The 13,805-nt window shown below is 74.9% G+C and carries 12 protein-coding genes; 2 read left to right on the top strand and 10 right to left on the bottom strand.

The window, feature by feature from the left end; all coding sequences use genetic code 11:
• Window positions 1-116 precede the first annotated feature (116 nt).
• Complete coding sequence (locus tag ACWEO5_RS18215) at window positions 117-521, bottom strand: SHOCT domain-containing protein (protein ID WP_344554602.1); 405 nt, start codon at window positions 519-521, stop codon at window positions 117-119.
• Window positions 522-707: 186 nt separating this feature from the next.
• Between ACWEO5_RS18215 and ACWEO5_RS18220 the strand changes: the two genes are divergently transcribed.
• Window positions 708-1,994: a threonine/serine exporter family protein gene (locus ACWEO5_RS18220; RefSeq protein WP_452163320.1), complete on the top strand. Its 1,287-nt coding sequence runs from the start codon at window positions 708-710 to the stop codon at window positions 1,992-1,994.
• A 32-nt stretch (window positions 1,995-2,026) separates the two neighbouring features.
• Here the strand turns inward: ACWEO5_RS18220 and ACWEO5_RS18225 are convergent, their stop codons facing one another.
• The 6 genes from ACWEO5_RS18225 to ACWEO5_RS18250 all read right to left on the bottom strand — a co-directional run bounded on the left by ACWEO5_RS18225 (window position 2,027) and on the right by ACWEO5_RS18250 (window position 8,256).
• Window positions 2,027-2,899: a hypothetical protein gene (locus tag ACWEO5_RS18225; RefSeq protein WP_452163321.1), complete on the bottom strand. Its 873-nt coding sequence runs from the start codon at window positions 2,897-2,899 to the stop codon at window positions 2,027-2,029.
• A 190-nt stretch (window positions 2,900-3,089) separates the two neighbouring features.
• Window positions 3,090-3,458: a hypothetical protein gene (locus tag ACWEO5_RS18230; RefSeq protein ID WP_452163322.1), complete on the bottom strand. Its 369-nt coding sequence runs from the start codon at window positions 3,456-3,458 to the stop codon at window positions 3,090-3,092.
• A 115-nt stretch (window positions 3,459-3,573) separates the two neighbouring features.
• On the bottom strand, window positions 3,574-4,215 hold the full coding sequence (locus ACWEO5_RS18235; RefSeq protein ID WP_452163323.1) for a QcrA and Rieske domain-containing protein: 642 nt from the start codon (window positions 4,213-4,215) through the stop codon (window positions 3,574-3,576).
• Window positions 4,212-4,829, bottom strand: a complete 618-nt coding sequence (locus ACWEO5_RS18240; RefSeq protein WP_452163324.1) for a 4Fe-4S dicluster domain-containing protein — start codon at window positions 4,827-4,829, stop codon at window positions 4,212-4,214. The genes ACWEO5_RS18235 and ACWEO5_RS18240 overlap by 4 nt, the downstream gene beginning before the upstream one ends.
• Before the next feature lie 5 nt (window positions 4,830-4,834).
• Window positions 4,835-7,135 carry a molybdopterin oxidoreductase family protein gene (locus ACWEO5_RS18245; protein WP_452163325.1) on the bottom strand — a complete coding sequence of 767 codons (2,301 nt, stop codon included), beginning with the start codon at window positions 7,133-7,135 and terminating at the stop codon, window positions 4,835-4,837.
• Window positions 7,132-8,256: an MFS transporter gene (locus ACWEO5_RS18250; RefSeq protein ID WP_452163326.1), complete on the bottom strand. Its 1,125-nt coding sequence runs from the start codon at window positions 8,254-8,256 to the stop codon at window positions 7,132-7,134. The genes ACWEO5_RS18245 and ACWEO5_RS18250 overlap by 4 nt, the downstream gene beginning before the upstream one ends.
• 212 nt (window positions 8,257-8,468) lie before the next feature.
• Here ACWEO5_RS18250 and ACWEO5_RS18255 point away from each other — a divergent pair, with 212 nt between their 5' ends.
• Window positions 8,469-9,263 carry a class I SAM-dependent methyltransferase gene (locus ACWEO5_RS18255; protein WP_452163327.1) on the top strand — a complete coding sequence of 265 codons (795 nt, stop codon included), beginning with the start codon at window positions 8,469-8,471 and terminating at the stop codon, window positions 9,261-9,263.
• A 28-nt stretch (window positions 9,264-9,291) separates the two neighbouring features.
• On the opposite strand, the gene ACWEO5_RS18260 is transcribed toward ACWEO5_RS18255, so the two are convergent.
• The 3 genes from ACWEO5_RS18260 to mptB form a co-directional block, all read right to left on the bottom strand.
• Window positions 9,292-10,503, bottom strand: a complete 1,212-nt coding sequence (locus ACWEO5_RS18260) for a DUF4037 domain-containing protein (RefSeq protein WP_452163328.1) — start codon at window positions 10,501-10,503, stop codon at window positions 9,292-9,294.
• Between the two features lie 64 nt (window positions 10,504-10,567).
• Complete coding sequence (locus ACWEO5_RS18265; RefSeq protein WP_452163329.1) at window positions 10,568-11,827, bottom strand: glycosyltransferase 87 family protein; 1,260 nt, start codon at window positions 11,825-11,827, stop codon at window positions 10,568-10,570.
• A 109-nt stretch (window positions 11,828-11,936) separates the two neighbouring features.
• Window positions 11,937-13,502: a polyprenol phosphomannose-dependent alpha 1,6 mannosyltransferase MptB gene (gene mptB / locus ACWEO5_RS18270; protein WP_452163330.1), complete on the bottom strand. Its 1,566-nt coding sequence runs from the start codon at window positions 13,500-13,502 to the stop codon at window positions 11,937-11,939.
• Window positions 13,503-13,805 lie beyond the last annotated feature (303 nt).

The following is a 13,805-nucleotide window of genomic DNA, read 5'->3' on the forward strand; positions in this document are numbered from 1 at the left end:
CCCGGCGGGTGCGCGCGTCGGACCGGGCCGGCGCGGGTGGGGTTCCCGTTCCGGCCCGGGCCGCGTGCGCGCGCCGTCCGATGTCCGTGGTCCGTCCGTCGGTTCGTCCGCCGGGGTCAGGCGAGCAGTTTCTGCTTGGCCCGGTCGAACTCCTCCTGGGAGATCGCGCCGGCGTTCTTCAGGTCGGCGAGCCGGGCGAGGTCCTCGACGTGCCGGGGTCCGGCGTTCTGGCCCTCCGTTCCGGCGGCCTTCCTGACGTAGTCCTGGAAGTCGCTCTCGGCCTTGGCGGCGAGGGCCCGGTCGCGTTCGCCCATCTCCTTGCCGCGGGCGATCAGGTAGACCAGGACGCCGATGTAGGGCAGCACGATCACGAAGATCGTCCAGCCGGCCTTGCCCCATCCGCCCATGTCGTGGCTGCGGAAGATGTCCGTCAGCACCTTGAACATCAGGAAGAACCACAGGATCCACAGGAACAGCCACAGCATGGTCCAGAACAGGTTGAGCGCCGGGTAGTCGTCCATCGACTGGCTCCCTTCCACAGGTCCTTCGAGTGGTATCACCACATTCCGGACACCGCACGTCGGCGGCCGCCCCCCGTGCGCCGCCCGCGCGCTTCCCGTGCCCCTCCCGCGCGCCCGGAGCGCGAGCGGCCGCCCGCCGGGCGAGGATGCGAACGGGTGTCAGGTTCGGCGGCACGGGAGGCGCGGATGGACGAGGGGCGGGCGGTGCGTCCGGAGGGCGCCCCGGAGGGTGCGGCGCCGGAGGAGGTGTCGCCGGAGCGGGTGACGGCGCTGCTGGCGCGGCTGGCCGGGATGCTGCTGGCGGCGAGCGGCGAGGGCGCCTCGGAGGTCGAGCAGACCGTGGCGCGGGCCGCGGCGGGCTTCGGCGCCCGCACCTCGATGGTGCTGGTCCCGGACGGCGCGACGCTGACCGTCGTCCTGGACGGGCGCACCTCGACGGTCGCGGTCCGGGCCTTCCCGGACGTCGCCCGGCTGGACAAGGTGGCCGCGCTCAAGCCCTGGGCGCACCGGGTCTCGCTGGGCCGCACCCCCCTCGCGGAGGCCGAGCGGCGGCTGGCGGCGATCGACGGCTCGCCCGCCCCCTACCCGTGGTGGCTCAAGGGCCTGGGCATCGTGCTGTTCTCGGTGGGTTTCGCGCCGCTGATGCAGCCGACCTGGTACGAGATCGGCAGCACGGCGGTGCTGGGCCTGGTCACGGCGGTGCTGGCGGTGGCGGCGGAGCGGTGGCCGCGGCTGTCGCGGGTGCTGCCGCTGGTCGCCTCGGCGGCGGTGTCGGTGCTGGTGCTGGTGGTGTTCGCGCGCACCCCGGCGCACGGCGGGGCGGTGCTGCTGATGCTCCCGGCGCTGTTCTACTTCGTCCCCGGCGACCTGCTGTCGGCGGCCGCCGCCGAACTGGCCGCCGGGTTCCTCACCACGGGCGCGGTGCGCCTGGTGTACGCGGTGTTCCTGCTGCTGCAGCTGTACCTGGGCGTGATGCTCGGCGTGTACGCCACCGGCGGCGACACCTCGGCGATGTTCGACGTCGCGGCGCACGCCGACCTGCCGCGCTGGGCGACGTTCCTGTCCTGGGTGGTGTTCACCGTCGGCACGGTGCTGTCGTTCGCGGTGCCGTGGCGGCTGCTGCCGGTCCTGCTGGGGACGGTGTACCTGACGGTGGCGGTGCAGTCGGGGGCGACCGGGCTGGTGGGCGAGGTCGGCGGGACGTTCCTGGCCGCCGCGGCGCTCGGCGCGCTGGCCACGGTGGTGGCCCGCGGGCCGGGCCGGCCGCCGCGGATGCTGCTGGCGCTGCCCGGGTTCTTCACCCTGACGGTCGGCTCGCTGGGGATGCGCGGCCTGACCAGCCTGGCCGGCGGCCACCCCGTGCAGGGCTTCCACGACCTGCTGTCGATGGTCACCACGGTGGTGGCGATCGCCGTCGGCCTGCTGCTCGGCTCGGTCCTGGCCCATCGCCCGCAGCCCCTGCCGCGCTCCTGAGCGCGGCGGCGCCCCGCTCCGGGCGCTCCCGGCTACCAGCCGTCGCCCGGGTAGTGCGGCAGGTCGAGGGCGGCCGGGTCCATCGCCGCCAGCCACTGCCCGCCCCGGCGCAGCACCGGCGTCAGCACGATCTCCGGTTCCCCGTCGTACCCGGCCCGCACCAGGGCGTCGTAGCGGACCGGTCGGTGGGCGGCCGTGGCGGGCGTGGGCCGCTCGTCGCGGCGGCCGCGGGCCTGCGCCTCCAGGGCCAGGTAGGTGCGCCGCAGGTGCTCCTCCCAGCCGGGCAGGTCGTGCGGGTCGGCGGGGACGAGGTAGCGGGCACCGCGGTCGATCAGCAGGGTGACCAGCCGGCCGAGCGCCCCGGTGCGGTCGAGGCCGTCGGGCAGCAGGTCGAGGGCCTCGGCGAGCGGGCGGGTGACCCGCAGCAGGGCTTCGTTGAAGTCCAGTCCGTGTTCGCCCTCGGCCTGGATCTGCAGGGCGCGCTGCTCGCCGGTGAAGTTGAGCCGGCAGTGGTAGGCGCCGCCCTCGACGAGCAGTCCGGGCTCCCCCTGCCAGACCACGGGGGTGTCGCCGAGCTGTCCCCACTCGGGCCAACTCACCTCTCCCCCGGGCTGCTTGACGGCGTGGCCGAGCGGGTGGTCACCGACCGTGAGGATCTCGATCCGGGCGCCGACCACCTGCGCGGGTGCGGGGTGGACGGTCAGCCGGCGGGTGGCCTCGTTCCAGACGAGGCCGCCGGTGTGCGCGTCGACGGCCTCGGTGGCGGCGAGGACGAGCGGCTGGTGCGGGTGGGTGTCGTGCATGTGGGCCACCGTGACCGGGACGAGGACGGCCGCGCGGAGCACGGCCTGCCGGTCGGGGAACGGTCTGGGCTGGACCGTCTCGGTGGTGAGCTGCTGCGTCATGCGTCGTGCCCTTCCCGCGCCCGTGCGGCGCGCACCCCCGCGGGCACCGGCGCGGGCGGCCGGCCGCCCCGCGGTCTGTCCCGTCGGCCGTTCGCGCGGCCAGGGGGACAGCGTACGGGGCGCCGACCGGTTCGGGAACGTGCTGCGGGCGGTCGGCGACGAATCGTGACCGGCCGCAACCTCCGTGTGCTCAGCGGTCGTTGGGTGAGATCCACCAGGCGAGCAGGACGACCAGGAAGGAGGCGGCGCTGAACGCGGTGCACCACCAGGCGGTGGCCACCTGGCCGCTCATCCAGGCGTTGGTGGCGGTGTTCAGGGCCCACAGCTGGCCGATCACGATGGTGACGGCCAGGCCGACCCGGGCGGACAGGATCGCCGACCGCTCGGGCTGCTGGTCGGTGCCCGCGCCGGGCCCGGGGCCGGTCGCCGAGATCCGCGGGTCGGCGTAGCCGGAGGTGGCCCGGATCTGCGGGTACCGCTCGTGGACGGGCCGGTTGAGCCGGGGCTCGTCGCTGCCGGGGTGGTAGCCCTCCGGGTAGTGGCCTTCGGGAACGCTCATCACGCACCTCCACGGGTGGGTCGACGAATCGTCGGTTCGCTCCGGGCGGCGGTCGGCCGCCGTTCTCCGGTGGTCGGCCGGCGTTCTCCGGCGGTCGGCCGCCGCTCCCCGGCGGTCATCTGCCGCTCTTGCGGGTCGCGCAGCCGGCCGCTTCGGCGAGCGCCGGGTTGCGTTCGCGCAGGCCCCGGCAGAGGCCGGCCTGCTCGCTCTCGCCGGAGCGGGCGGTGCCGACCGCCCACACCGCGCCCTGGGCGTCCTCGACCACCACCACCTTGGGCAGCGGGCGGGGCGGCGGACCGCCGGTGACCTCGCCGGTGCGGGAGTCGAACTGTCCTTCGTGGCAAGGGCAGTAGAGGTCGCCGTCGCTGCCGTGGTCGCGCCGCCAGAGCACGCCGCAGGCGAGGTGGGTGCAGACCGTGGAGTAGCCGACCAGGGTGCCGTCGGGGAGCCGGATCGCCATCGCCCGGTCGTCCTCCCCGGGGTAGTCGAAGCTGACCGCCTCGCCGCGCTCCAGCCGGTCGGCGACCTTCAGCGGGGCGGCGGCGCCGTCGCCGTGGCGGTGCAGCACGCCGGCCGAGACCACCGTGGAGCCGACCACCAGGCCGCCGGAGACGGTGGCGACGATCCGCAGGTAGTCGCGCCGGGTGGTCAGCGAGTCGGCGCTGATCCGCTCCTTGAGCGCGGTCTGCTCGGCCCGGTGGTCGTCCGGGCCGCCCTCCCGGCCGTACGGCCGGGGGGAGTTGTCGGGGCTGGTCACGCCCTCGCTCCGTTCCCGGGCGCGGGGCGCCCGTTGACCTCGATCAGGTTGAGCGTCCCGCCGGGGACGGGCGCCCGGCGCTCGGCGGGCACCACCATGGCGACGCCGGTGGAGACCACGGTGTCGCCGAACGCGAACATCGTGGAGACGTCCACGCCGGGCCGTTCGGCCTGGAGTTCCTCGACGGTGCCGTAGAACAGGGCGCCGGTGGGGCAGACCGTGGCGCACATCGGCGCCAGGCCGTAGGAGGTGCGGTCGTAGCAGAGGTTGCACTTCATCTGGAGCTTGGCCTCCAGGTCGATCTTGGGCACGCCGAACGGGCAGGCGTTGACGCAGTTCGCGCAGCCGATGCAGCGGGTCGGGTCGGCCTCCTGCACCACGCCGTCGGCGGTGATCAGGATCGCCTCGGCCGGGCAGACCTCGGCGCACGGCGCGACCGGGTCCTCGCAGTGCATGCAGACGGTCGGCAGCGAGGCGACGGTGCGGCCCTCGTCCGGGTAGTCCAGGTGGATCATCGACTTGCCGCGGTGCGAGTCGCACTCGCGGCAGGCCGACACGCACGCCTGGCAGCCGATGCAGCGGCCGGGGTCGATGAAGATGGTGCGTCCCAGCATGGCGGTCAGCCCCTCTCTGCGGTGCCGCGGCCCTGCGGGGAGGTCGGCGGCAGCGGGTCGGTGCGGGAGACCTGGGCCTCCGGGTAGGCCTCCCGGCCCGGCGGTACCGGCGGCGCGGGCACCGGGTCGATCGCCTCGGCCCGTTCGATCCGCACCGCGCACACCTTGTACTCGGGGATCTTCGAGCGCGGGTCCAGGGCGTCGATGGTGAGCACGTTCGCCGCCGTCGGGAACGGCCAGTGGTAGGGCACGAACACGTGGTCCGGGCGGATCGCCTCGGTCACCAGCGCGGGCAGCACCTCGCTGCCGCGCCGGGTCACCACCCGCACCGGCTCCCCGTTGCGGAAGCCGTGCGAGGGGTGGATCTCCACCCACGGCCGGGGGGTCTGCTCGACCAGCCCGCCCAGCCGCCGGGTCTGGTTGCCGGACAGGAAGTGCGCCACGGTACGCCCGGTGGTCAGCCGCATCGGGAACTCGTCGCTGTACGGGTCGGCCGGCGGGTGCCACTCCACCACCTGCATGTGCACCTTGCCGTCCGGGTGGTAGGTCCGCCCGTCCTCGAACAGCCGCGGCGTGCCCGGGTGTTCGAGGCTCGGGCAGGGCCAGGCGATGCCGCCGGTGGCCTCCAGCCGCTCGTAGGTGATGCCGTAGTAGTCGATCACGGTGCCGGCCGAGGCGCGGCGCAGCTCGTCGAAGACGTCCTCGGAGCCCTCGAAGGCGAACTTGCTCCCCTCGCCGAGGCGGCGGGCGATCTCGCACATCACCCAGGTGTCGGTGCGCACGCCGGCGGGCGGCTCCTGGGCCTTGTTGTGCTTGATCACCCGGGCTTCGGCGTTGGCCATCACGCCCTCGTCCTCGGCCCAGGTGGTGACCGGGAAGACCACGTGCGCGTTGGCGGCGGTCTCGGAGAGGAAGAAGTCGAACTGGGCGTGGAACTCCAGCTTGTCGTAACCGTCCTTGACCACCGCGTAGTTGGGCAGTGAGACGAACGGGTTGTTGCAGACGCCGATCAGGCCGCGGATCTCGTGGCGCTGCATCTGCCAGACCATCTCCATCATCGAGGTGCCGGCCTGCGGGAGTTCGGACTCCTCGATGCCCCAGATCGCGGAGATCTGGCGGCGGTGCACCGGGTCGTTGATGGAGCGGCCGCCGGGCAGCAGGTCGGACTTCTGGCCGTGCTCGCGGCCGCCCTGGCCGTTGCCCTGGCCGGTGAGGGTGCCGTAACCGGCGCCCGGGCGGCCGAGGTTGCCGGTGGCGGCGCACAGGTTGATGACGGTCAGGCAGTTCTCCACGCCCTGGGTGTGGTGCTCGATGCCGCGCGCGTGGCAGGCCATCGCCCGCTCGGCGCGTCCGAACACCCGGGCCACCTGGACGATCTGCTCCGCGGGCACGCCGCAGATCTCGGCGGCCCGGGCGGGCGGGTACTCCTTGACGGTGGCCTTGACCTCCTCCCAGCCGGTGGTGTGCGCGGCCAGGAACGCCTCGTCGGTCAGTCCCTCCTCGACGATGACGTGCAGCACCGCGTTGAAGAACGCCGAGTCCGTACCGGACTTGAGCGCGACGTGGATGTCGGCGGTGCGGGCGACCGCGGTCTCGCGCGGGTCCACCACGATCAGGGTGGCGCCGCGGTCGCGGGCCCCCCACACGTACTGGGTCAGCACCGGGAAGCACTCGCCGACGTTCGCCCCGGCGATCAGCAGGCAGTCGGTCCGCAGGATGTCGGAGAACGGGTTGCCCGCCCGGTCGATGCCGAAGGCGAGCTTGTTGGCGCCCGCCGCGCTCACCATGCACAGCCGGCCGTTGTAGTCCACGTGCCGGGTCTTCAGCGCGACCCGGGCGAACTTGCCCACCAGGTAGGTCTTCTCGGAGAACAGGCTGGCCCCGCCGAGCATCCCGAACGCGTCCCGGCCGTGCTCGGCCTGGATCCGGTTGATCTCGGCGACGGTGAAGTCCAGCGCCTCCTCCCAACTCGCCTCCCGGAACGGCTCGTCGCGGCTGCGGCGCACCAGCGGCGCGGTCAGCCGGTCCGGGTGGTTGACCTGCTGGTAGGCGTTGATCCCCTTGGGGCACAGCCGCATCCGGTTGATGTCGTGGTTGCGCGGCTCGACCCCGAACACCTTGCCGCGGGCGTCCACCCGCAGGTACATGCCGCACTGGACGCCGCAGAAGCAGCAGTGCGTGGGGACGAGGGTCTGCTCGGTCTGGTCGGCCCGCCAGGCGGCGGCGGGCAGGCCGCCCGCGTCGCGGAAGTTGCGGGTGCCGAGCGGGGCGACGCTCGGGTCCAACGGGACGTGCTCGGTGCTCACTTGAACCCCCGCTTGACGTTCGACAGGTAGGCGGTGCCGCGCAGCACCCGCTTGCAACGGGGGCAGTACTCGGCCCACTCGTCGAAGCCCAGCTTCAGGTCGCGCATGGTGGCGCGCAGGTTGTCCACCGCCGCGACGGTGTCGATCGGCTGGCCGCAGCGCTTGCAGGGCTGCAGCTCCTGGGCGTCCGAACCCTGGCGCCGGGCCGTGTACTTGAACAGCTGCATGCCGACCGCGGCCGGGCGCTGCACGATGTGGAAGAACTTGCCGAACGGCAGGTAGACCAGGGTCAGCACGACCGAGGCCATGTGCAGGATGGCCAGGAACTCGTAGCCGCCGCCGTGCAGGAACATCTCGGAGAAGGTCAGCAGCAGGCCGGTGACCGAGATGGTGACCAGGGCCAGCAGCGGCAGGAAGTCGTAGCCGAAGCGCTGGCCGGTGGTCGCGGCGCGGTCGCGCATCCGCCGCCACAGGAAGTAGCCGGCGCCGCCGATCACCATCACGGCGGCCAGGTCCAGGCCGTGGTAGAGCGCCCAGCCGAGGAAGCTGCCGGAGTCGAAGCCGAACAGCCTGAAGCCCCACAGGCGCATCTCGTAGCCGGGGCCGGCCGCGCTGGCGGAGGTGAAGGTGAACCAGCCCCAGGTCAGCGGGAAGGTGATCGCCGCGGCCAGCAGGCAGCCCCAGAAGATCAGCTGGTGGGCGGCCCAGCGGGCGTGCGAGCGGGCGCCGAGGAACTTCTGGAAGCCCAGGTAGGTGGCGATCATCTTCGGCAGCGCGGCGGGCGAGCGCTTCAGGTTGTCCCAGGACAGCGCGGCCTTCCAGCCCTGCACGAACAGCCGGCGGGCGGCGGGCGCGGAGACCCACACCACGTAGCGGTAGACCACGCCGAAGGTGAGGAACACCGAGGCCACCGCGTACGGGACCAGCGCCGAGTCGAAGTCCCGCAGGAGCCGGCTGCCCAGCACGATCGCCACCACCAGCAGCACGCTCGCCGCCGCGGCGATCAGCGAGGCCCGGGCCGCCGTCGACCGGGTCGCCGAGGCCACCACCCCCGCCGCGCCGTCCTCGGTCCGACTGCTCCCGGTCGGTCTGCCCTGCGGGGGCGGCGCTGTCCCGGCCACGCGCACTCTCCTAGCGCTCGACGAGCCACTCGATCTGACGTTCTCTCAGCCGGACGCTAGCGACGCGCCGGGAGGGGCGCCCGCCCGCTGCGCCGCACGCGGCGCGTCGCTGGGCCGTCCGGGTGAACGGGCGGGGCGCCCGACCCGCGGACGGCCCGGGGGCGGCTCAAATGCCTTGCCGTCGGTCGGTGCGTACCGGAATGATCCTCCGCATGTCCGCGCACCCGAACGGCCTCCCGCCCGCTCCGCCCGCCGACTGGGCCGAGATCAACCGCAGCAACTGGGACGACCGGGTGCCGCTGCACGTCGGCGGCCGGTTCTACGACGTCCCCGGTTTCACGGCCGGGGCGGACACCCTCGTCGACTTCGAGCTCGCCGAGGTCGGCGACGTCACCGGGAAGCGGCTGCTGCACCTGCAGTGCCACATCGGGCTGGACACCCTGTCCTGGGCCCGGCGCGGGGCCGAGGTGACGGGGCTGGACTTCTCGGCGCCCGCGGTCGCCGAGGCCGCGAGGCTCGCGGCGGCGATCGGTGCCGGCACGGCGCGGTTCGTCGTGTCGGACGTGTACGAGGCCGCCGAGGCGCTGGACGGGCGGACCTTCGACGTGGTGTACACGGGGCGGGGCGCGCTCAACTGGCTGCCCGACCTGGCGCGCTGGGCGCGCACGGTGGCGCGGCTGGTGGAGCCCGGCGGGTTCGTCTACCTGGCGGAGTTCCACCCGGTGTCGGAGCTGGTCGAGGACGACCCGGGCGTGCTGGTGGAGGACTACTTCCTGCGCGGCGCCCAGGTCGTCGACGCGCCCGGCAGCTACGCGGACCCGGCGGCCGAGCTGGCCTCGCCCCGGACGGTGCAGTGGCGCCACGGCGTGGGCGACGTGGTCAGCGCGCTGGCGGCGGCCGGGCTGCGGCTGGAGTTCCTGCACGAGCACGCGCACGGGCACTTCCGGCTGCCGGCCGGCCCGCGCATCCCACTGGTGTACTCGCTGCGGGCCGCCCGGCCGCTCTGACCGTCACGCGCCGACCGCCGGCCGGCCGTCAGCCGAGCGCCGTGACGGCCGCCCGGAGGACCTGCGGGCGGGCCAGCAGGTCGGTGCTGTCGGCCCACTGGTCGACCGAGCCGGTCAGCGGGCGGTCGCGCAACTCCGGTGCGGTGACCGTCCGTTGCAGCGCCCGGGCGAAGCGGTCGGCGTGCAGGACCAGGTACGGGCGGCCGTGGTAGCGGCGCCGGGCCGGGTCGATCGGCCCGGTCAGCCCGAGCGCGTTGTGCGCGCGGGCCGCGGCCTCGTACGCCTCGCACAGGTGCCGTTCGCGGGCCGCCGGGTCGGGTGCGGCCAGCGCGGCGCGCAGGGCGGGCGCCAGGTCGCGGGCGGTGTCGAGGCGGGCGAAGGCGCTGCCGAACCACTTGCCGTACGGGGCGTAGCGGCGGTCCATCAGGAAGGCCAGCCGCATCACCTCGCGCACCAGGCGGGCGGTGACCAGGGCCGCGCCGAGGTCGTCGCCGCTCTCGGCGCAGCGGCCGGGGAACGCCTCCTCCTGGGCGATCCGCTGCCACTGGCAGGCCAGCAGGTGGCGCCAGACCTGGTCGGGGTACCAGCGCAGGCGCTCGCGGGCGGCGGTGAGGGTGCCGGGGCCGTCGTGGAAGACCCGTCCGCCGGTGAACTCGGCGAGCCGCTGCTGCGGGAGGGCCAGCCAGTCGAGCGGACCGGGACCGTCGCCGGGGGTGCCGTCGGCCCAGGCGGCGGCGGGCGGGCCGAGGCGCTCGGCGAGCCAGCCGGGCAGGTCGCGGACGGTGACCCGGTGCTCGATCGGACCGCCGGCGGGGGCCGGTTCCAGGTGGCTGACCGGGTCGTCCGGGTTGCCGGTGGCGCGGTAGTGGGTGGACCAGCCGCGGATCTCGCCGGGCAGCCGGGCGGCGAGCAGTTCGCGGACCGCCCGGCCGTGCCGCCGCGCGTCGGCGGGGGCGAGGAAGAGCTCCAGCCGCGGCCCCCAGTCGTGGTCGGCGGAGCGGGCGGTGTCGAAGCCGAGCACCTCCGACCCGGCGCCGATCCGGGCCGCCGCGTACCGCAGCCCCGGCTGGGCCTCGGCCAGCAGCGGACGGACCCCCTCCTCGTACAGCGCCCGGGCCAGGTCGAGCCCGGGGACGAACGGCGGGCCGGCGGGTTCGGGGGCTGGTGCCGGTCCGGGTGCGGGTGCCGGTCCGGGTGCGGGTGCCGGTCCGGGTGCGGATGCGGATGCGGATGCGGTCATGCGGCCCACTGTGGCAAGCGGGGCCGGGCCGGGCCAGCGTTTATCGTCCGGGCGCGGTGGCGGGTCAGCCGACCGGGGCCGGGCGGCTGCCGGTGCGGTGGGCGGGCGCCGGCTCGGGCACCGCGGCCCGTGCGGAGACGGCGGGCTTGGCGGGCCCGTCCCGCCCCCGCCGGATCGGCACGGCGAGCAGCAGCGCGAGGGTGAGCAGGGCGTACGCGCTGCCGCCGAAGAAGCTGCCCGGGCCTCGGCCGTCGGGGTGCCAGAGCCACACCATGCCGCTGGAGATGACGAGTTGGAGCAGCCAGCACAGGGTGAGCAGCAGGCGACGGCCACGGGTGCGGTCGAGGGCGGCGTCGGCCAGGACGACCAGGGCGGGCAGCATCCAGACCAGGTGGTGCACCCAGGTGATCGGGCTGACCAGGCAGCAGGCGATCCCGGTGAGGCTGTACGCGGCGAGGCTGTCGCCGGCGGCGTCGGCGCGGCGCAGGCGGTACGCCCAGAGCCCGAGGACCACCAGCGCGGCGGCCACCCACAGTGCCCGGCCGGGGAGTTGGGGGCCGAGCCGGGCGATCAGCCCCTGCAGGGACTGGTTGGACATGTTGGCGAAGCCGCCGACCCGGTCGGTGTCCCACAGCGTGACGGTCCAGAACTGGCGGGAGACCCCGGGAGCGAACAGGAAGCCCGCGCCGGTGGCGCCCAGCGCGGTGCCGGTGGCGGTCGCCGCGGCCCGCCAGCGGCGGGTGAGCAGCAGGTGGACGATGAACAGGGCCGGGGTCAGCTTGATCGCCGCGGCCAGTCCGGTGCCGACTCCGGCCAGCAACCGCCAGCGGCTGTCGGCGAATCGGCGACCGGTCAGCTGGTGGTCGGCGAACACCAGGGCGACCAGCAGCAGATTGACCTGCCCGAAGCTGAACGTGTCCCGGACGGGGTTGCTGAGCGCGCACAGGCAGGCCGCGAGACCGAAGGCGTACCAGCGGCACCAGCCCCGGCGGCGGGCGATCGGATCGACCAGCCAGTACAGCAGCAGAGCGGTGGCGACGGCGGACAGCGCGACCCCGACCGCGATCGCCGGATGCCAGCCGAGCAGCCGCATCGGCAGCATGCAGACGGCGGCGAACGGCGGATAGGTGAACCCGTAAACGGTGCCGGGCCGGACGTAGTCGTACAGCTGCCCGGTGCCGGCCCAGTGGCGGACCGTGCCGTAGTACACGCCGATGTCGAACCACCCGCGATGACCCGGGATGACGGCCAGCACCAGGGCGGTGACGAGAACGGACACGACGAGGACGGCGGTCCTGGCGGTGGTGGTGCCGCGGGTCAGCACACCGGCTGCCTTTCCTGGAGGGTGGTTCGGATGATGGCCGGTGGCACGGCAATATCCGACCGGGCAGCCGGGCCGGGCTCCGCGCGAACGGCGGTCGCCGCACCGCCGGTCACGCCGGCTGCCTCGCCGGGAAGGCGACCTGCTGTTCCGCCAGGAAGACGGCGGCCGCCCCGACGGCGAGGCCGCCCGCGGCGAGCACCAGTTCGGCGGCGTCCGGCTCGAAGCCGTCCGGCATGACGGTGAACGCGATTGCCGCGCAGGCGAGTTCGACGGCCCGGCGGGTGGTCGCGGCGCGCACCGCGAAGGCCGCCGGGACGACGCACCACAGCGCGTACCAGGGGCGGAAGGCCGGACCGAGGACGACCAGGGCGCCGAATCCGAGCGCCAGGGCCGTCAGCGGTTCGCTCGCCCGACGGGCGACCCGAACCGCCAGCAGGCCGAGCACCCCCACCGCGAGCGCCAGCCCCAGCAGCCTGGCCCCGGCCACCGGACCCTCCGGGGCGACGCCGACCAGCCTGGCGACCAGTCGGCCGAGACTGCTGCTCGGCGACCAACTGTGGTCAGTGGCAGGGGCGGTGAGCGCGGCGACCCAGCCGTAGCCGGTACCCGCCGTGGCGGTGACGGCGGCCGTGGTCACGGCGGCAACCGCCGCCATCGCCACGCCGGACCGGATCCCGCGCCACCACCCGCCCGGCCCGCCCGCCACCCCGCCCCGGACGGCGGCCGGCCGACCCCGCCGAGCGAACCGGCGGCGTTCTCCTGCGAGTTGCTCCGCTCGCGGCGGCACGGCCCCGGTGGCCGGCCTGTTCCGGCTGCGGGTGGGTTCGGTGCCGCCGTGGGCGGTGAGCCACCAGGCGGCGGGGAGGGCGAGTGCGGCGGGGGCCTTGACCAGGGCGGCGAGGGTGATCAGGGTGGCGGCGAGGAGCGGTCGGGAGCGGGTGGCGGCGAGCAGGCCGGTGACCATCAGGGCGAGCGGGACGGCGTCGTTGTGGGCGCCCGCGATCAGGTGCAGCAGGACCAGCGGGTTGAGCGCGCCCAGGCGCAGCGCGGCGGCGGGGTCGGTGCCCAGGCGGCGGGCGAGGGCGGGCAGCAGGGCGGTGAGGGCGGCGACGGCCAGGACGGCGCCGAGGCGCAGCAGCAGGGTGCCCGCGTACGGGTGGTCGGCGAGCGGGGCGGCGGCCCGGGCCAGCAGCAGGAAGCCGGGGCCGTAGGGGGCGGGGCTGTGCTGCCAGACGGGGGGCACCTGTTGGGCGGTCTGGCCGCCGAGCGCGGCCGGGCCGTCGGCGTAGACGTCCAACCCGGCCGCCCGCATGGCGCCTTGGGCGAGGTAGCTGTAGACGTCGCGGCTGAACAGCGGGGGCAGGAGCAGCAGCGGGGCCGCCCACCAGGCCAGGGTCGCGGTCAACCAGCGGGTGGTGGGCGGCGGTTGGCCTTCGGCGGCGCGGCTCGTGCTGCGGCGGCCGGGGGTGCCGAGCAGCAGCCAGGCGGCGGTGAGGACGGTCAGGCCCGCGAAGACCAGGACGGTGCCCGCTCCGCCGGAGGCGCGCAGCGCGGGGCCGGTGCTGGCGGCGGGCAGGGCGCCGGAGGTGAGTCCGCCGGCGGCGAGGGCGAGCGAGCCCAGGAGTCCGAGCCACCGGTACCGGCTCGGGTAGGCGTTCGCGCCCGTGTTCGGCATGCCGGGAACGCTGGCAGAGCGGCGTGGCCCCCGGGGGAAGGGTCGGCGTCCGCCGGGTGGCCGGGGGGCGTCCGGATCCCGCTGTGCGCAGGCCGCGACGGTGGTCCGGCGAAGGCGGCTCCGAGCGGCCGAACCCGGCATTCAGCAGGTGCACATCTGGTCTCCCTCGGCCGGTCACCTCAGGGCCAGGCGGGTCGGGGAGACATACGGGTGCCGCCCGTGGCCGGTGCCGCCCGAACGGCGGCCCGGGTGCGAGCGCCCGTGTCGTTGCGTGTCGTCCCGCGCCTTCCGTCGCCACCCTAC

Source organism: Kitasatospora sp. NPDC004272 (genome assembly GCF_053603035.1).